Origin of the sequence: Pseudomonas sp. DR48, from assembly GCF_019823085.1 — a bacterium.
Classification (GTDB): Bacteria; Pseudomonadota; Gammaproteobacteria; order Pseudomonadales; family Pseudomonadaceae; genus Aquipseudomonas.
Genome location: NZ_CP081946.1, coordinates 6,322,172 through 6,340,326, shown reverse-complemented (window position 1 = coordinate 6,340,326; position 18,155 = coordinate 6,322,172). Strand labels below are relative to the sequence as shown.

Below are 18,155 nucleotides of genomic sequence, written 5' to 3'. Positions count from 1 at the left end.
GATGTTCGATTCCATTGCCCTGCACAAAGCCATCGACATGCTCCCGTACTTTTTGAATGTGCTGGGCCTCGGTGCAGTGACGACGATCGGCCTGACGGCGGCAGCGTTTGTGGTGGCCACGTTGTTGGGATTTTGCCTGGCGTTGATGCGTCTTTCCCGCAGCCGGGTGTTAAGCCTGGTGGCGAGCGTCTACCTGGAGATTTTTCGCAACGTACCGATCCTCACCCAGCTGTTCATCCTGTACTTCGGGCTGACCTACATCGGCATCACCTTGCCGGCGATTGGCGCAGCGATCATTGGTTTTGGTCTCAACGGCGCGGCGATTCTGTCGGAAGTGTTCCGTTCGAGCATCCGCACCATCGATCGGGGGCAAAGCGAAGCGGCGTATTCCATCGGCATGACCCGTTCCCTGGCGATGCGCATCATCGTGCTGCCCCAGGCGTTCAAGGTGGCGATCCCGGGGATGGCCAACTTCGCCATCGGTTTGCTCAAGGACACTTCGCTGGCCTCGGCTGCGGCGGTGCCGGAGTTGACGTTCAAGGCGCGGATGCTGGTCAGCGAAACCTACCAGACCAACCTGATTTACTTTTTGTTGGCGACCATTTACCTGGTGTTGAGCCTGGTGCTGTCCCACTGGGCGGCCCGTACCGAACGCCGTCTCAAAGTGGTCAAGGAGAACTGATATGGGTTATGGCGAGTTGTGGGAAGCAACCCATGTCGAATTGCTGGCCGCGGCCTGGGCCACGCTCCAGTTGGCGTTCGGGGCACTGGTCATCGGCTTGATCGTCGGTTTGCTGGTGGCGCTGGCACGTTTGTCAAACAGCCGGCCATTGCGCCGTGCGGCGCTGATCTACATCGAGGTATTTCGCGGCACCCCGGCGCTGGTGCAACTGTTCATCGTCTATTTCAGCCTGACCGAAATCGGCGTTCAGTTCAGTTCGTTCCAGGCGGCGATGATCGGGTTGGGATTGAATGCGGCGGCTTATTTGTCGGAAATCTACCGCTCGGGTCTGGAGGCGGTGCCCAAGGGGCAGGTGGAAGCGGCGAAGGCGATTGGCATGCCTCATCTGAAGGTGTTGCGCTGGGTCGTGTTGCCCCAGGCCATTCGGATCGTGCTGGCGCCGATCGGCAACGTCGCGATCTCGCTGTTGAAGGACACTTCGGTGGCCTCGCTGATCGCGGCACCGGACTTGATGTTGCGGGCTCAGGACTTGAGTTCCGTGTACTTCATGCCGCTGGAGATCTACATCCTCGTCGGCGCGATTTATTTTGCGCTGTGTTATCCGCTGTCCCTGGGCGTGCGATTGCTGGAGCGCAAGACGCGACACTGATCGAACATCCCCAAAAAACAGGTTCTTCATGGATTGCCGGGAAAGACGCTCTTGATCTTCATGAAAAAGAACTCGCCTTCCCGGTAACCATCTCCGGCAACGAACGCGGCGCCCGGTTGCTGGAGCGTCTGGTCAGCAAGGTCTATTTAGACCCTGATCAGTACCGGGCAAGACAACTTTCCTAAGCTTTCACGCCTCGTTCACGTTTTGTTAAGGATTCGCTTCGTATGCTCGGGGTCAGCACTCCCTCCCGGTCTCCGAAAGCCCATGTCGCGCTCTACTTCCTCACTGTTCTTGCTCGCCGCGCTGCTGTTTTTCTTCGCCCTGGGCAATCACCAACTGCAAGGTTCCACCGAGGCGCGGGTCGCCGGCATTGCCATGGAGATGCACCTGGACAACGACTGGGTGACACCCCGTCTGTTCGGCGAACCCTTCCTGGAAAAACCACCCCTGAGCCTGTGGCTCGACGCCGGGGCGATCGGCGCATTCGGCGGCACGCCGTGGGCGGTACGCCTGACCTCGGCCTGTGCCGGTTTGCTCAGCGTGATGCTGTTGTTCGCGATGCTGCGACGCTTCGGCCGGCCAACAGCCCTGGCCTGGACCGCAGCATTGCTGTTGGCGACCATGGCCAGTTACTGGAGCAATGTGCGTGGCGTCGGCGAAGACGCGCTGCTCGCCCTCGGCGTGACGCTGGCGCTGCTGGCATTCTTCCAGGGACATCGACAATCGAGTCCCGGCAACGCGTTGTTGTTTGCCCTGGGCATCGCCATCGCCACCTTGAGCAAAGGCATCCTGGGACTGGCGATGCCAGGGGTGGTGATCTTCGCCTTTTTGCTGGCCGAAAGCCTGATGGACAAGCGCCTGTACCCCTCGCACTGGCTACGTCCGGGCCTGCTGACACTGCTGGGATTGTTGCCCTTGATGATCTGGCTGGCGCTGCTGTATCAACGCGGCGGCACCCAGGCCGTGACGCAAGTGCTGTTGACCAACAGCGTCGGACGCTTCAGTGGCTCCTTCGAGGAAGCCGGTCATTACGAACCGTTCTACTACTACCTGGCCAAACTGCCCGAGGCGTTTTTGCCCTGGAACATTCTGGTGTACCTGGGGTTGTGGCATTTCCGCAAAAGCCTGATGGCAAATCGTTACCTGTTGTTCTTCACCCTATGGATACTGGCGCAGTTCGTCATGCTGACGCTGGCTTCAAGTAAACGCACGGTCTACCTGATGTCGCTGACGCCGGCGGCGGCCGTCATCGCCGCCGAGTACGCGAGCGTCCTTTACGCAAAACTGAAGGCTCGGCAAAACGTTTCCAACCTGGCAGCCAGCGTTACCCGCCATCGCTGCAGCGTCGCGTTTGTCACGCTGGCGGTGGTGATCGGCGGCTACCTCGGCGCCGCACAATGGGCGCTACCCCACGCCGACCGCACATTGTCGTTCCTGCCACTGACCGAGCAGATACGGACCCTGCAAGCCAACGGTCAGCAAGTCGCGCTGTATCAAGCCAACGAACGCCTGGGCGGCGCCAGCGTGTTCTATACCCACCGCGTGCTCAAAGGACTGGATACCGAGGCGCAGTTGCATGAGTTTCTGAAGGCTTCGCCCTCCAACGTGGCGGTCATGGCTGCCAATGCCGAACCGCCCGAGCCCTTGAAAGTGCTCAAATCCATGACGGTCGGGAAACAGGATTACTACTTCGTCGGGCAATAAAAAACAGCGCTGACGAACACTCAGCGCTGATCTCTTGCAACCTTCCAGTAGCTCTACAGCAAGGGAATGCTGTAGCTCACGATCAGGCGATTCTGATCCTGGTCACGCGTCGCTTCGCTGTTGGACTTGCCGTTGCGCCATCCAAAACCGACTCCTTTAAGCGAACCGGACTGAATCACATAGTCCAGGGCAAAGTCGCGCTCCCATTCCTTCTGGGAGTCCCCCGAGGTCGTCTTGATATCGTCCCCACTCAGGTAGATGACGGACGCTTTCAGTCCGGGCACGCCCATCGCCGCGAAGTCATAGGCGTATTGACCGAAGGCGGTGCGTTCGCCCGCGCGGGTGAAGGTTTGAATCAGGCGGTCGGTGTACAGGTAAAGACTGCTGCCGCCAGCGCCTTTGTCGGCCAGGTTGCCCTGATTGAGCTGCGTGAAGTTGCTGCCACTGGAAACGCTTTGATAGCCGGCGGTGATGCCGTGGCCACCCTGGGTGTAAATCAGCGCGGCGCTCCAGGTTTTATTGTCGATCTCGCCATCATTGCCTTCGGTGAAGCCGCTGATTCTGTAGCCCGAGGTGCCCGAGCTGTTTTTGCCTGAGGAATCGGTCTTGAAGTAGCGCAAGTCGGTTTTCAGCGACTGTCCTTCCGAGATCGTCAGTGTGTGGATCAGGCCGAAAAACTGCTGGGTGTAGTAGTTGTCCAGGTTGGCGTAGTAATACTGCGCGGTCAGGTCCTTGGTGATTTTCCAGTCGCCGCCGGCGAAGTCGAACGCATTGCTTTCACGGGTGCCGCCGGTGGCGGCCAAGCCCGTCTGGTCGGTTGAGCCGCGACCGGTGGCGTGTTCGATTCGCCCGCCGGTGAAGGTCAAATCCTTGAACTCGCCCGAGGTGATCTGGCCCCCTTCAAAGGTCTGCGGCAGCAGGCGGCCGTCGTTGGATACCAGGATCGGCAACTTCGGCATCAGCGTGCCCAGGCGCAATTCGGTTTTCGAGACCTTGACCTTGCCGGTCAACCCCAGCCGGCTCCACTCGTCGACGGCGCGGTTGTCGCTGTCCGAAGGAATCATCGAACTGCCGACATGTCGTCCTTTGCCACTGTCCAGCGTGACCCCCATCAAGCCCAAAGCATCAACGCCAAAACCGACCGTGCCATCGGTGTAGCCCGACTTGTAATCGAGCATGAAGCCCTGCGCCCATTCCTCGGTTTTCGAAGGCGCGGCCGTGCCGTCGCGGTTGTCGTTGTTGAAATAGAAATTCCTCAGTCCCAAGGTGGCTTTACTGTCACTCAGGAAGTCGGCGTGCGCCTGGGTGCTCAGCGCAATGGCGCCCAGTGCAATCGTTACCGCCGTGGTTTTATTGCTCATCGAAATCGCCCTTTTTTTGTAGTTTGAATAGGGGGAGGGTGGCTCCCGCCGTCGCGAATGCCGGCAAGACAAACGGCCTGCGGGAGCGTGAAACTTGAGTTAAATACCCAGCACGTTGGCGCCGATGCACGGGTCAATGCCGCGTTCCAGACGACGCTGATGGACGATCACGGTGATTTCCATCGAGCCGGTGGTGACCTCGAAGTCGAGGATGTGGCCGCCGTATGCCTGGAACGTGGCATCGCCAGCGACGCCGTGCATATGGATCGAAGGTTGATCGTTCTTCCACGCCACTGAGCCGGTGATGCTCGCCATCTCGACACTGTTCAAGGTCTTGGCGTCGAAGTCTTTCTTGTCCTTGTTCCAGAAACCGAACTTCACATTGCCGAAACCGATACCGGTGATCGAGGCGCTGGGGATCTTCTCGGCGATGGCCAGCTTGGTCAGTTCCTTGAAGGCGTTGTCGCCCATGCGCAGGACCATGAGGTAGCCGGTGGGAGTCTTGGTGTAACGCGGTGTCGCTTCAGTGGCACATTGCATGGGGGCTGTCGTCGCGGCGGGAGTGGTTTCGGCAGCGGCCAGTTGCATGCCTGTGGTGTTGATCATCACGGCGGCGGCCACGGCCAGCATCAATTTGCAAACGCGGTGTTTCGGGTGAAGTTGAACGTGCATGAGACTTCCTCTGTTTTTGTTGTTGTGGGGGTGAAGCGGTTTTCAGGACGAGCGAATCCGACGCCTGTTGTTCAACAGGCGCGGGAGTTGTTGTTATCCGTCGGTGTTAGTTGAAGTCGGGTTTGCGCGACTTACAGCGCATCACGACAACTGACGCCGTCAACCAGTCGGGCAATGCTCAGCGGGTTGGCATTCTTCAGGGCGTCCGGCAACAAACTGTCGGGGCAGTTCTGGTAACACACGGGGCGCAGGAAGCGGTCGATTGCCAGCGTCCCGACCGAGGTGCCGCGCGAATCCGATGTAGCCGGGTAAGGACCGCCGTGGACCATCGCATCGCAGACTTCCACGCCAGTCGGATAGCCGTTGAACAGCACACGTCCGACTTTCTCTTCCAGCAGCGGCAGGATGTCGCCCAGGGTCGCGGCGTCCGAATCCTCGACCATCAGCGTCGCAGTCAACTGGCCGCGCAAACCGTGCAGGGCCTGGAGCAGTTCGGCGTGATCGGCGACTTCGACGATCAGGGTGGTCGGGCCGAAGACTTCTTCCTGAAGCAACTCGTCACCGTTGATCAGCAGGCTGACGTCGGCCTTGAACACTTGCGGCTGCGCCTGATTGCCCTGTTGCGCAGCGCCGGCCAGGTGCGTGATGCCGGGGTGAGCGCGCAAGTTGTCGAGGCCGTGGCAATAGCTTTTCAGCGCGCCGCTGTTGAGCATGGTTTGCGCCGGCTGTTCGCTCATCAAAGCGCTGAAGCGTTCGAGGAAAGCACTGAATTCGGGAGAATGAATGCCCAGCACCAGACCGGGATTGGTGCAGAACTGACCGGCACCCAGGACCACGGAAGCGCTCAGCTCTGCCGCGATTTTGTCACCGCGCGTCTTGAGTGCGTTGGGCATCAACACCACCGGGTTGATGCTGCTCATTTCGGCAAATACCGGGATCGGTTGAGGGCGTGCCGCCGCCATGTCACACAAGGCCCGACCACCGCGCAACGAACCGGTGAAACCGACGGCCTGGATCGCCGGATGCTTGACCAGTGCCTCACCGACGCTGCCGTACAGCAGACTGAAAACGCCTTCCGGCATGCCGGTCTTGCGCGCGGCACGGGTGATTGCATCGGCGACGTAATCGGCGGTGGCCATGTGGCCGCTGTGGGCCTTGAACACCACCGGGCAACCTGCCGCGAGGGCCGAGGCGGTGTCGCCGCCGGCGGTCGAGAAGGCCAGCGGGAAGTTGCTGGCGCCAAACACCGCGACCGGGCCGAGTCCGGTGCGGTATTGGCGCAAATCGGGACGCGGCAATGGTTGGCGGTCCGGCAATGCACGGTCGATGCGCGCACCATAGAAGTCACCGCGACGCAGCATCGTGGCGAACAGGCGCATCTGGCCGCTGGTGCGGGCGCGCTCACCTTGAATGCGACCGGCGGGCAGGGCGGTTTCCTGGCACACCAGGGCGATAAACGTGTCGTCCAGCGCCTCGAGCTCGGTGGCAATCGCGTCCAGAAACTGAGCGCGGCGTGCGGCCGACAGCTGACGAAATGCCGGGTAAGCCGTGGCCGCTGCTTCTGCGGCCGCGTTCACTTCATCCACGGTCGCCTGATGGAAGTGATACGGCAGTGCTTCGCCGGTGCGCGCGTCGTGACTTTGCAAGGTGGTCGAACCTTGTGCGGAACGCGCGCCAGCGATGTAGTTGTGGCCTGAAACTTCAAACATGGGAACTCCTGAAGGGCTGTTCAATGAGGGTCAAGCAAGCCGGTAAATGAGCCGGGCGTTGTCATGAAACAGGGCGAGCCGATCGTTTGGGGAACGGTCGCGGGTAATCATTTTGAAACCGTCGAAGATCTCGCTCATGCCGTTGACAACGCCGTCCACCGGGTAATTGCTGGCAAATGCGCAGCGGCTGACGTCGAATATGGAAATCGCATCGTTGACCACAACCCGGTTCGCCTCCACGGGCCACGCCTTGCCCGGCATGCAGATGCCGGAAATCTTCAGCGCGACATTCGGCTCCCGCGCCAGCAAGGCGAGGTTTTTCCGCCAGCCAGCCAAACCTTCTTCCGAACGATCCGCCGGCAGCGCCGTGTGATTGACCACGATAGTCACGTCCGGGAAATCCCTGGCCAGCTCGGCGGCTTCCGCCAGATGCCACCAGGGCGCCTGCAACTCGAAGTGCAGGCCATTTTCGGCCAGTTGGGCGTAAGCCTCGCGCCAGCGCGGATCGCGCATCGAACCTGGCGCGACGAAATTTTCGCGCCAAACTTCAAGGCTTGTTACCGCCGGTTTGTGGCGCACGCCGCGCACCAGCGGATGGTCAGCGTATTGGCGCAAGAGCTGCGAAGCGTCTTCACGATCGAGCCAGGCCTGCGCGACCATTGCCGCCAGGGTGGGTTCGTCTTGTGCCAGCGACTCGACGAACCTCACCTCATCGGCGGGCGTCGCGGGGTCCCATTCACCTTCGATAACGACCGTCTGCACGATGCGATGGCGGCCCGTCAGCCGGCGATAGTCCTGGGGCAGAAAATTGCGGCAGATCGACGAGTAATCGCCGTAGCGAAAGGGCCGCAACGGCCGGTCATTCAGCCACGGGTAGTAATGGTGTTCGATGTCGAAGTAATGCTGGTGAGCGTCGACGATGGGCAAGTCGGCATCTTCGCCACTGGCCAGAAAACGTGCACGGTTATCCATGCTGTTCCTCCAGACGATAAAAACGACGTGCATTGCCGGCGAACACCGCTTCCTGCTCGGCCCGGCCCAGGGGAGCAAGCATCGCGGCCATGCCGTTGGCTATCGTGTCGTAGGACGCGCGCAATCCGGCGACCGGGAAGTTGCTGGCGAACATGCAGCGCTCGGGGCCGAAGATCTCCAGCGCGGTCAGCACCACGATCCGGTTGTCGTCGTAGTGCCAGGGCGAGTCTTTCAACCCGAACTCCGAGAGCTTGATGTGCACATTGGACTGCTGGGCCAGGGCTTCCAGGCCTTTGCGCCAACGGGCCATGCCTTGCGGGCTGCGATCCCAGGCAAAACCGGTGTGATTGAGCGCGATGCGAATCTGCGGAAACATCGCCGCCACTTCAGCGGCCTCCACCAGATGCCACGGCGGCACGCGCAAATCCCACGACAGGTCGTGATCGGCCAGGCGTGCAAAGCCTTCCAGCCATTTCGGGTCCTGCATGGTGCCCTTGGCGCCCGCAATCGACACCTCGGGCGATGTCGACGTGATGGGTTTGGAGCGAATGCCTTTGACCAGCGGCCTGGCGGCCTGGACCGCAAGAATCTCCGCGCTGTCCTCACGGTCGAACCAGGCATGGGCGACGATGGCATTCGGGAAGCCGTAACGGGCATTCACCTGTTCCAGCCAGCGTGTCTCGGCCACCTGCTCATCGCGGGCCCGTTCGGCTTCGACATGCACGGTGCCCACCAACCGTTGTCTTGCGGTCAGGGCGAGAAAGTCTTCCGGCAGGAAATCACGGCAAAGGCTGTGATAGTCGCCGAGGAAAAAATCCTCGTGATACTCGTCCTGCAGCCACGGATAACGACCGTTGCCCAAATCCCACAGGTGGTGGTGAGCATCGACAATCGGCAGTGCATCCTCGGGCGCAAGGTTGGGCAGGCCATTGCGTTCGTGCAGCGTGATCATGACGTGGGCCCTTGTTCAGCGCGAGGCGGCGAATTGGGAAGGGCTGAGCACGCCGTCTTCGATTTCACCGGCGGCGGCCGCATCCGCCTTGGCCTGGACGCGGCTGCGCAGTTTGGCGACGTTCACCACAACGCGGGTATGGGCCGCCGTCGCGACCAGTTCGACGTCATCGCGCACCTCGACGTTGAACGTGACGCTGCGCCCCTCGATGCGGGTGACCGTGGCGACGATGCTGACCGACATGCCCAGCAGCGTGGCGCCGACATGGCGGATATCGACCGCGGCCCCGACGGTGTTTTCGCCGTCATCGAGGAAAGTCAGCAGGTAGTCCAGGCACGTCTGTTCGATGTCGTTCACCAGGCGAGGCGTGGCGTAGATGCGCAAGTCTTCACCCAGAAACGAGATGGTGCGTTCCTTGTCGACGATCAGTTTGCGTTCGGTGGCGGTGCCTGCTTCGAGCGTGGAGAAATTCATGAGAAACCTCGTATTTGAGTGCTGTCAGTCAAAGAGTGATTCAGGTGGCGGGCAGGAAACCGATGGAAATCCATGGCACGGCGATCAGCACCCCGAGGGCGACAACGAGCGCGCCCAGGTACGGCCAGACTCGACGCATGGCGCCGCTGGGGTCGACCTTGGCGATGGCGCACGCGGCATAGAAGCCCACGCCAAACGGTGGGGCGAACAAGCCCAGGCCCATGGCGAAGATCGCGACCATTGCGTAATGCACGTCGTTGATGCCCATGGCCTTGGCAATCGGAAACAGCAGCGGTCCGAACAACACGATGGCCGGGATGCCTTCCAGAAAGCTGCCCAGGAGGATGAACGCCACGGCGGAGATGATGAGGAAACCCAGCGCGCCACCGGGCACGGTCGACATCACTTGCGCCAATTGATGGGAGAAGCCCGATTGGGTCAACGCCCAGGCCATCGCGGTCGCGCTGCCGATGATGATCAGGATCGCGCCGGACAGCGATGCGGTGCTGACCAGGATCGGGTACAGCCGACGCCAGTCAAAGCAGCGGTAGCACAGCAACCCGACGATAAAGGTGTAGGCCACGCCGATGGCGGCGACTTCGGTGGCGGTGGCAACCCCTTCGACCACAGCGGTGCGGATCACGAACGGCAACGCCAGCGCAGGCAACGCGATCAGCAGCGCATGCCCGATTTCCTTGGCCGAGGCGCGTTTACCGGTGGTGACCTCGCCTTTGCGGTTTTTCCACCAGATCACTGCCGCCATCGCGATGGCGCCCACCACTGCCGGCATGAATCCTCCGGTGAACAGGGCCGAAATCGACACTCCGGTCACCGAACCGATGGTGATCAGAACCAGGCTCGGCGGAATGGTTTCCGACATCGCGCCAGAGGCATTGAGCATCGCCACCAGTTCGTTTTCATCCTCGCCGCGTTTCTTCATTTCCGGAAATAGCGCCGGGGCGATGGCCGCCATGTCGGCAGCCTTGGAGCCGGAAATGCCGGAGATCAGGTAGATCGCGCCGATCAGCACATAAGACAGACCGCCACGGACATGGCCGATCAGCGAGCAGAGGAAGTGGATCATTGCGCGAGCCATGCCCATCGCTTCGATCAACGCACCCAGGAACACGAACAACGGAATGGCCAGCAGAATCAGGCTCGCCATGCCTTCGTCCATCCGCCCGACCACCAGGGTCAGCGGCGTGCTGGTCATGGTCGACAGGTACGCCACGGTCGCCAGGCCAAAGGCGACCATGATCGGCACGCCGATGACGATCATGGCCATGACACCGATCATGAAGAACACCACCAGGTTCCAGTTGCCCATCAGCAGCAGGGGGCCTTCAGCGACCCACAACAACCCGGCCAGCGAGGCCAGCATCGCCACGGACACCGAGAAATCGATCAGCCGCGCACTGGTCAGTAGCCGCGCGACGCAAGTCATCAGCATCAGGCTCAGGCCGACCGCGATGGCCGACACGCGAAAGGCGTTGGGAATTTCCAGGGCCGCCGTGGTGATGATCCATTCGTCGCTGACGTATTCCCAGGCCGGCGTGAACAGCAAGCCGATGAACGTGATGACGATCACCGCGCCCAAGGTGTCGACGAAAGCGCGTTTCTCAAGCGGCAAGCGCCCGATGAACGAGGTCAGGCGCATGTGCTCGCCGCGCCGCATCGCCACCACCGAACCGAGCATCGCCAGCCACAGAAACAGCAGCGAGGCCAGTTCATCACCCCAGACGATGGGTTGATTGAGCACGTAACGGGAGAACACATTGCAAAACAGCAAAGTGACTTCGATCACCACCAGCAACGCCGCGCTGCCTTCAGTCAGCCAGCGCAGCCCGGTATCGAGTGCGCGGCCCAGACGAAATGTGGCCTGGTGTGGGCTGAGTCCTTCAGCGGGAGAAACATCCGTCATTGGTAGTTGGCTTTTCATGACTTTGTCTCCGGCTTAGGACAGTTGACCCGCGTACTGCTCGAGCAAGCTCCAGGCTTCGGGGCCGTACTTTTCCTTCCATTGGGTGTAGAAACCTTTGGATTGCAGGTCAGCCCGGAACAACGAACGGTCGACTTTGTTGAAGGTGATGCCGTGGGCGGTCAGGGACGGTTCCAGGCTGGCGTTGAGGTCAATGACCTGCTGGCGCTGCACCAGCGCGGCGGCGTTGATTTGCCGGGAGACGATTTCCTGTACGTCCGCCGGCAGTTTCGGAAAGGTCTTGCCCGAGGCGACGATCCAGAAGCCACCCCAGATGTGGTCGGTCAAGGAGCAGTATTTCTGCACTTCATAGAAGCGCGCGGACTCGACCACCACCAATGGGTTTTCCTGGCCGTCGACGACTTTGGTCTGCAACGCCGAGTAGGTCTCGTTGATGCTGATGCCGGTCGGTGAGGCGCCAAGGGCGCTGAACATCGAGGTCCACAACGGGCTGACCAACACGCGCAGTTTGAAACCGGCGAGGTCTTGTGGGGTGTTGATCGGTCGCGTCGAACTGGTGATCTGGCGGAAGCCGTTGTTCCAGACTTTCTCCATCGGGATCAAACCGACTTTCTCGGTCTTGGCCCGTACGTGCTCGCCCAGCTTGCCGTCCAGCGCGGCCCAGACACTGTCGTAGTCCTTGAAAGCAAACGGCATGCTTTCAATCGACATGGCCGGCACCAGCGTGGAGAGAATCGCGCCTGGCAGCGGAATGAAGTCGATGGCGCCGGCACGCACCTGGGACAGCATGTCGGTGTCGCCGCCCATGGCGCCGTTGGCGTACACCTGCAGGTCCACGGCGCCGTTGGTTTCGGCCTTGATGGCTTCGGACGCGGCCTTCATCTGTTTATTCAGCGGATGGGTGTCGGGCAGGCTGCTGGTATAGCGCAACACAATCGGTTTGGTCGCGGCGAAGACGCTGGAAGGCAGCAGGTTGGCGGCGAATGCACCGCCCACGGTGACGCCGGCAGACACTAGAAATGATCGGCGGCTGACGGCCTCGGTCAAGATACGGCTCATGATGTTCACCTTCTTGTTTTTGTTGTTGTTCAAAAAAACTGCGGATCGACACTTTCCCCTGTGGGAGCGGGCTTGCTCGCGAATGCGGTGTGTTAGCCGATGTTGATGGTGACTGACACACCGCATTCGCGAGCAAGCCCGCTCCCACAGGTGTTGCGTTACGCCAGTGCCACCACGGCTTGGGATCGAATCAGTTCAGCGATTTCGGTTTCCGAGAAACCACTTTCCTTCAGCACTTCACGGGTGTGTTCGCCCAGCAGTGGAGCAGGGCGGCTGGTCGGTGGCGCGGCGTTGTCCATGTCGGAGAAGTGAATCGGCAGGCCCATGCCGCGCACCCGGCCTTCGGTAGGGTGTTCGGTCTCGACGACCATGCCGCGGGCCTTGGTTTGCGGGTGCGCCAGTGCCGCCGCGATGTCCAACACAGGCCCGGCAGGCAGGCCGAGACTGTCGAACAGCACCATCCATTCATCCGTGGTGCGCGCAACCAGCACTTCGTTGAGGATTTCCACCAGGGCCAGGCGATGCTCCATGCGCAGCGCGTTGCTGGCGAAGCGCGGGTCGGCTTTGAGTTGCGGCACGGCGAGCGCTTCGACCAGTCGTTCGTAGTTGGCCTGGTTGGCGGCGCCAATGTTGATCCAGCCGTCGGCGGTGCGGAACACCTGATACGGCGCGCTGGTGGAGTTGGCCGATCCCATCTTCGGCAGGATGGTGCCATCGGCGAAATACGCCGCCGCCGGCCAGTACATCTGTTGCAGGCCGGCTTCGAACAGCGAGGTGTCGACCATCTGTCCAAGACCGGTTTTCTGTTTGGCCGCGTAGGCCGCGCAGATGCCGAGAGCGGCGAGGATGCCGGAGTTGATGTCGGCCACCGGCGAACCGGCCTTGACCGGCTCACGCCCGGCTTCACCGGTCATGCTCATCATGCCGCTCATGCCTTGGGCGATCAGGTCGAAACCGCCTTTCTCGCCGAACGGCCCGCTGCGGCCGTAACCGGAAATCGCGCAGTAGATCAGCCCCGGATTGAGGGTTTTCAAGGTGTCGTAACCGAGGCCGAATTTCTCCATGGTGCCGGCGCGGTAGTTTTCCGTGACCACATCGGCGTCCATCAGCAGGCGGCGTAACACGTCGCGCCCGCCCTCGGTTTTCAGGTTCAGGCCAATGCCGCGCTTGTTGCGGTTGACCACCATGAACGAAGCGGATTCACCGCTGGCCATGATCGGCGAGAAGCGGCGCGAGTCGTCACCGTCCGGGACTTTCTCGACCTTCACCACGTCGGCGCCCATGTCGGCCAGCATCATCCCGCACACCGGGCCGGACATGATGTGAGCCAGTTCTACCACGCGCATTCCTGTCAGCGGTCCCATGTTATTTCCCCTTGAATTGTGGTTTGGCTTTCGCGATGAAAGCGTTCAGGCCGATCTGAAAATCGTCGGTGTCGTAGCAGCTGTAGCTGCCGTCGATCTGCTCGGCGGTGGGCGCGATGCCGGCCTCAAGCTGGCGTGCGGCCTGGCGATGCCAGCGGGCGACGAGGGGCGCGCCATTGGCGATACGCCTGGCGGTGGCTAGGGTTTCGGACTCGACCTCGCTGTCAGCGACGACGCGGGTCACGAGGTGTTTCACGTAGGCGTCGTTGGCGTCGAGAATCCGCCCTTCGAGAAGGATTTCGAGGGTGGTCGAACGTCCGGCCAATGCCACCAGACCGGCCATTTCGTCATAGGACATGACCAGCCCCAGCTTGCCGACCGGTGCGCCGAAGCGGCTGGAGGTGCCGCAGATGCGCAGATCGCACAGTGCGGCGATTTCCAGGCCGCCGCCGACGCACACGCCGTGGATCATCGCGATCACCGGGTGAGAGCAGTCGGTAACCGCGCGCATGGCCCTGGAAGTGACGTCGGCATAGACCCGGGCTTGCGCCTGATCGGCGCGCACAGCGGGAAACTCACCGACATCGGCGCCGGCGGCAAACGCTTGCTCGCCAGCACCGCGCAACACCACGCAGCGCAAGCTGGTATCGGCGGACAACTCGGTCATGACGTCACCCAGGTCCCGCCACATGGACAAGGTCAGGGCGTTCATTTTTCCCGGATGACTGAGGGTGACAATGGCAAGGGTGTCTTGCCGGTCGATAAGGACGGTGGGCTTCATGATTGTTCCGCTGGCGTCGAATCGCGTTCGACGCTGCGGTTGCCTCCTGATTTATTGTTGTTGGATAGCGACTGCTTACAGCGATTGTTCGAGCATCGACAGGTAATCCGCGGGCGATGCTTCGCGGGGATTGGTCTTGTGGCTGTGATCGTGCAAGGCGCCTTCGACAATGCCGGCGAACAGGCTAGGGTCGACGCCGATCTCGCTCAGGCGCGTTGGCAGGCCCAGGCGTCGGGTCATGTCTTCGATGGCCTCACCGATATTGGCGCCGGCCGCAAGGCCCATGGCATGGCGCAGGCGTTCGAGCTTGCGTTCGTCGCGAACGGTGGGCGCGTTGGCGTTGAAGTCGACGACGGCAGGCAGAAAGATCGCGTTCAACGTGCCGTGGTGCAGTTTCGGATTGATGCCGCCCAGGGCGTGGGACAAGCTGTGCACACAGCCCAGCCCTTTCTGGAAGGCCAGCGCGCCTTGCATCGACGCACTCATCATGTTCATCCGGGCTTCGCGATCACCGGGTTCGGTGGTGGCACGCTCGATGTGTTCCCAGGCGCGCCACAGGCCATCAAGGGCAATGCCGTCGGCGGCAGGATTGAAGGCCGGCGCCATGAACGTCTCGATGCAATGGGCGATGGCGTCCATGCCGGTGGCGGCGGTCAGCATCGGTGGCAGGCCCAGGGTCAGTTCCGGGTCGCAGATGGCCACGCGAGGCACGACATAAGGTGAGATCACGCCCACCTTGCGACCATCATCGAGGATCAGAATGGCCCCTCGGCCGACCTCGCTGCCAGTGCCTGCCGTGGTCGGAATGGCAATCAGCGGCGCGGTGGCAGACGTAATGCGATCCAGGCCGCCTTCGATCACCGCAAAGCTTTGCAGAGGGCCATCGTGAGTGGCGCAGACCGCGACGCCTTTGGCCAGATCAATCGAAGAACCGCCACCCACCGCGATGATGCCGTTGCACTCGCCCAAGTGGTATTGCTCGACGGCTTCACGCACGGCGTGTTCGTTGGGGTTGGACGGAGTGGCGTCGAAAATCGTCGGTGTACGCTCAGCGCCGAGGGCCTCGATGACCTTGTCGACGATACCGGCACGTCGCACGCCGACGTCAGTGACGATCAGCGGCCGGGTGATACCGGCGCGCTCGGCTTCGGCGGCAAGATGCTGCAGGCTGTCGTAGCCGAACTGGATTTTGGTGACGTAATTGATGAGGGACATGATTCACCACAAGTTATACAGGATTGTTATTGTTGCAATCGGTCAGGGGCAGGAGAGCTTTCGATCTCGGGTCAAACCCATTGCATTGCCTGGTTGTGGGGTGGACTATAGGGCCGTCGTGGCGAGCCTCGATACTGACAACTTTCGATACCTCTATAACTTTTAGTTAACCCTGATGACGCCCTCACTCAATTCGATCATGTCCCGCCTGCACATCAAGCAGCTGCGTTTGCTGATAGCCCTGGATGAGCACGGCTCCTTGCTGGGCGCGGCCAAGCAGGTCGCGCTGACCCAGCCCGGCGCCAGCAAAGCCCTGCAGGAAATTGAAACCACCTTTGGCACCTCACTGTTCACCCGCACTAACCGCGGGCTTGAACCGAACGATGCCGGACGCTCGGTGATCCGCTACGCCCGGCTGATCCAGACCGACCTCGCGCACCTGCGCGAAGAGATCATCGGCATCATGAGCGGCGAGGGCGGGCGGGTGTCCGTCGGCACCATCATGGGCGCCGTGCCGCTGTTGACCACCGCGATCAGCCGAGTCATTGCCGACAACCCGAAGCTGTCGATCGAGATCGTCGAGGACACCAGCGCCGCGCTGCTCAGCCAGCTCGACGCCGGGCGCCTGGACCTTGCGATCTGCCGTACCACCATCAGCACCACGCCCTACTTGTATGAGAGCTCGACATTCGTTGAAGAAACCCTGGCGGTGATCGCCAGCACCCAACATCCATTCGCCTACGCCCGGCAGTTGTCCCTCAAGGATCTGGTGGATTACCGCTGGATCGTCTACCGCGCCAACATGCCGATGCGCTTGTTGCTGGAGCGCGAATTTCACGAGGCCGACCTGCGATTCCCGGTGCACTTGCTGGAAACCACCTCGGCGTTTGCCACCCTCTCGTTGCTCCAGGAAAACCCGACGCTCGTCGCCCTGGTGTCGACCGATGTGGCGAAGTTCTGCTCCGGCTACGGTTTCACCACCACGCTGCCGCTGCCCATCACCTCACGCAGCGAACCCTATGAACTGGTATCGCGCAAAGGCGTACCGGACTCGCCGGCGGCGCGCTTGCTGCGAGAGGCTTTGTTGAATCCCTCGGGATAATGCCTGCGTCTGCCAGTGAGCATTCGTGCGATTAAGGCAAATGTGATTTGCCGCGCAGGCGGTGTTTGAAAGGAGGGCTGCGCCGCAATACTTCAAGGGATTTTGCCTGCCCAATAATTGGCCCACGGATGGCCACTGCGAGGTTCCAACATGAATGTGCCCAACCGGCTCGCGCTCTTGATCACCACTGCTGCGCTACTCACTGCCTGTGGGGAATCTTCCAAACTGCCGCCGCAGGCCAGCGTCGGCCCGGCTCCGCAGCTGCCCGAGCCCGTCACTTCGCTGATTCCAACCTTGAAAGTTTCAAAAGCGGTGGGCTGGTCGGGTCAGGACCGCCCCACGGCGCCTGCCGGTTTCACCGTGGCCGCGCTGGCTGAAAACCTCGACCACCCGCGCTGGCTCTATGTCTTGCCCAATGGCGATGTGCTGGTCGCCGAAAGCAACCACCCGCCAATGCCGGAAGGGGCCACCGATGGCGGCACCGGTCCGATCGCCTGGGCGCGCCGCACGGCGATGGGATTCGTGATGGGCCGCGTGGGGGCCGATGCCCCGAGCGCCAACCGAATCACTTTGTTGCGCGATGTCGACGGCGACGGTCACGCCGAGGTGCGGACCGAGTTCATGACCGGCCTGACTTCGCCGTTCGGCATGGCGCTGGTGGGCAATGAGTTGTTCATCGCCAACGCCGACGCTTTGGTCAAGGTGCCTTACAGCGAAGGTCAAACCGAGATAAAGGCAGTGCCGGTGAAAGTCACCGACTTGCCTGCAGGCATCAATCATCACTGGACCAAGAACGTACTGGCCAACCCTGAGGGGACCCGGCTGTACGTCACCGTAGGCTCCAACAGCAATGTCGGCGAGAACGGTCTCGACGCGGAAGAAGGTCGCGCCGCGATTTGGGAGGTCGACGTCAAGAATGGCAGCAAGCGCCTGTTTGCCAGCGGTCTGCGCAACCCCAACGGGCTGGCCTGGAAGCCGGGGACGACGCAGCTGTGGACAGTGGTCAATGAGCGTGACGAAATCGGCAGCGACCTGGTGCCCGATTATCTGACGTCGGTGAAGGACGGCGCATTCTACGGCTGGCCGTGGAGTTACTACGGTGCCCACGTCGACAGCCGCGTCGAGCCACCGCGTCCGGACAAAGTGGCCCAGGCCATTGCCCCGGATTACGCGCTGGGCACTCACGTCGCGCCGCTGGGCCTGGCATTCTCCGACTCGCGGGCCATGCCGGCGAACTTCGCCCAAGGTGTTTTCGTTGGCGAGCATGGCTCGTGGAACCGCAACCCGCAGGCGGGCTACAAAGTGGTGTTCATCCCGTTCAATGATGGTAAACCAGCGGGGATGCCGGTTGATTTCCTGACCGGGTTTCTCAACGCCGACGGCGAAGCGCGGGGGCGTCCGGTTGGTGTCACGCTGGATCAGCGCGGCGCGTTGCTGGTCGCCGATGATGTCGGGAACAAGATCTGGCGTATCGCGAGTGTGAAACCCTAGTCAACATCACAATTGTCAGGAGCACG

Annotated in this window: 16 protein-coding genes; 5 read left to right on the top strand and 11 right to left on the bottom strand. The window is 61.5% G+C overall.

Annotated elements, in window-relative coordinates; translation table 11 throughout:
• The first annotated feature begins 1 nt into the window (after window position 1).
• The 3 genes from K5K95_RS28570 to K5K95_RS28560 all read left to right on the top strand — a co-directional run bounded on the left by K5K95_RS28570 (window position 2) and on the right by K5K95_RS28560 (window position 3,038).
• Window positions 2–682, top strand: a complete 681-nt coding sequence (locus tag K5K95_RS28570; RefSeq protein ID WP_222587192.1) for an amino acid ABC transporter permease — start codon at window positions 2–4, stop codon at window positions 680–682.
• 1 nt (window position 683) lies between these two features.
• Complete coding sequence (locus tag K5K95_RS28565; protein WP_222587191.1) at window positions 684–1,331, top strand: amino acid ABC transporter permease; 648 nt, start codon at window positions 684–686, stop codon at window positions 1,329–1,331.
• Window positions 1,332–1,598: 267 nt separating this feature from the next.
• Window positions 1,599–3,038 (top strand): ArnT family glycosyltransferase, encoded by a 1,440-nt coding sequence (locus K5K95_RS28560; protein WP_222587190.1) that lies wholly within the window; start codon window positions 1,599–1,601, stop codon window positions 3,036–3,038.
• Between the two features lie 53 nt (window positions 3,039–3,091).
• Here the strand turns inward: K5K95_RS28560 and K5K95_RS28555 are convergent, their stop codons facing one another.
• From K5K95_RS28555 to K5K95_RS28505, 11 genes are all read right to left on the bottom strand, one after another.
• Window positions 3,092–4,399 (bottom strand): OprD family porin, encoded by a 1,308-nt coding sequence (locus tag K5K95_RS28555; RefSeq protein WP_222587189.1) that lies wholly within the window; start codon window positions 4,397–4,399, stop codon window positions 3,092–3,094.
• 99 nt (window positions 4,400–4,498) lie between these two features.
• On the bottom strand, window positions 4,499–5,071 hold the full coding sequence (locus K5K95_RS28550) for a PPC domain-containing DNA-binding protein (RefSeq protein WP_222587188.1): 573 nt from the start codon (window positions 5,069–5,071) through the stop codon (window positions 4,499–4,501).
• Between the two features lie 131 nt (window positions 5,072–5,202).
• The gene (locus K5K95_RS28545; RefSeq protein ID WP_222587187.1) at window positions 5,203–6,780 is read right to left on the bottom strand and encodes an aldehyde dehydrogenase (NADP(+)); all 1,578 of its coding nucleotides are present in this window, start codon (window positions 6,778–6,780) and stop codon (window positions 5,203–5,205) included.
• Between the two features lie 30 nt (window positions 6,781–6,810).
• Complete coding sequence (locus K5K95_RS28540; protein WP_261398092.1) at window positions 6,811–7,752, bottom strand: amidohydrolase family protein; 942 nt, start codon at window positions 7,750–7,752, stop codon at window positions 6,811–6,813.
• Window positions 7,745–8,704: an amidohydrolase family protein gene (locus K5K95_RS28535; RefSeq protein ID WP_222587185.1), complete on the bottom strand. Its 960-nt coding sequence runs from the start codon at window positions 8,702–8,704 to the stop codon at window positions 7,745–7,747. Before K5K95_RS28535 ends, K5K95_RS28540 begins: the two co-directional genes overlap by 8 nt.
• Window positions 8,705–8,719: 15 nt before the next feature.
• Window positions 8,720–9,178, bottom strand: coding sequence for a thioesterase family protein (locus K5K95_RS28530; protein ID WP_222587184.1), 459 nt, complete (start codon window positions 9,176–9,178; stop codon window positions 8,720–8,722).
• Window positions 9,179–9,218: 40 nt separating this feature from the next.
• Entirely contained in the window at window positions 9,219–11,117 is a 1,899-nt protein-coding gene (locus K5K95_RS28525) for a TRAP transporter large permease subunit (RefSeq protein ID WP_222587183.1), read from the bottom strand.
• A gap of 15 nt (window positions 11,118–11,132) precedes the next feature.
• Window positions 11,133–12,176 (bottom strand): TRAP transporter substrate-binding protein, encoded by a 1,044-nt coding sequence (locus K5K95_RS28520; RefSeq protein WP_090184975.1) that lies wholly within the window; start codon window positions 12,174–12,176, stop codon window positions 11,133–11,135.
• A 158-nt stretch (window positions 12,177–12,334) separates the two neighbouring features.
• Window positions 12,335–13,540 carry a CaiB/BaiF CoA transferase family protein gene (locus tag K5K95_RS28515; protein ID WP_222587182.1) on the bottom strand — a complete coding sequence of 402 codons (1,206 nt, stop codon included), beginning with the start codon at window positions 13,538–13,540 and terminating at the stop codon, window positions 12,335–12,337.
• A gap of 1 nt (window position 13,541) precedes the next feature.
• A complete protein-coding gene (locus tag K5K95_RS28510) occupies window positions 13,542–14,321 on the bottom strand; it encodes an enoyl-CoA hydratase-related protein (protein WP_222587181.1) in 780 nt (259 codons plus the stop codon).
• Window positions 14,322–14,396: 75 nt separating this feature from the next.
• Window positions 14,397–15,536 (bottom strand): iron-containing alcohol dehydrogenase, encoded by a 1,140-nt coding sequence (locus K5K95_RS28505; protein ID WP_222587180.1) that lies wholly within the window; start codon window positions 15,534–15,536, stop codon window positions 14,397–14,399.
• Between the two features lie 175 nt (window positions 15,537–15,711).
• Here K5K95_RS28505 and K5K95_RS28500 point away from each other — a divergent pair, with 175 nt between their 5' ends.
• Together K5K95_RS28500 and K5K95_RS28495 are read left to right on the top strand one after the other, a co-directional pair.
• Window positions 15,712–16,638, top strand: coding sequence for a LysR family transcriptional regulator (locus K5K95_RS28500; RefSeq protein ID WP_222587179.1), 927 nt, complete (start codon window positions 15,712–15,714; stop codon window positions 16,636–16,638).
• Between the two features lie 150 nt (window positions 16,639–16,788).
• Window positions 16,789–18,129, top strand: a complete 1,341-nt coding sequence (locus K5K95_RS28495; RefSeq protein WP_222587178.1) for a PQQ-dependent sugar dehydrogenase — start codon at window positions 16,789–16,791, stop codon at window positions 18,127–18,129.
• The last annotated feature ends 26 nt before the right edge of the window (window positions 18,130–18,155 follow it).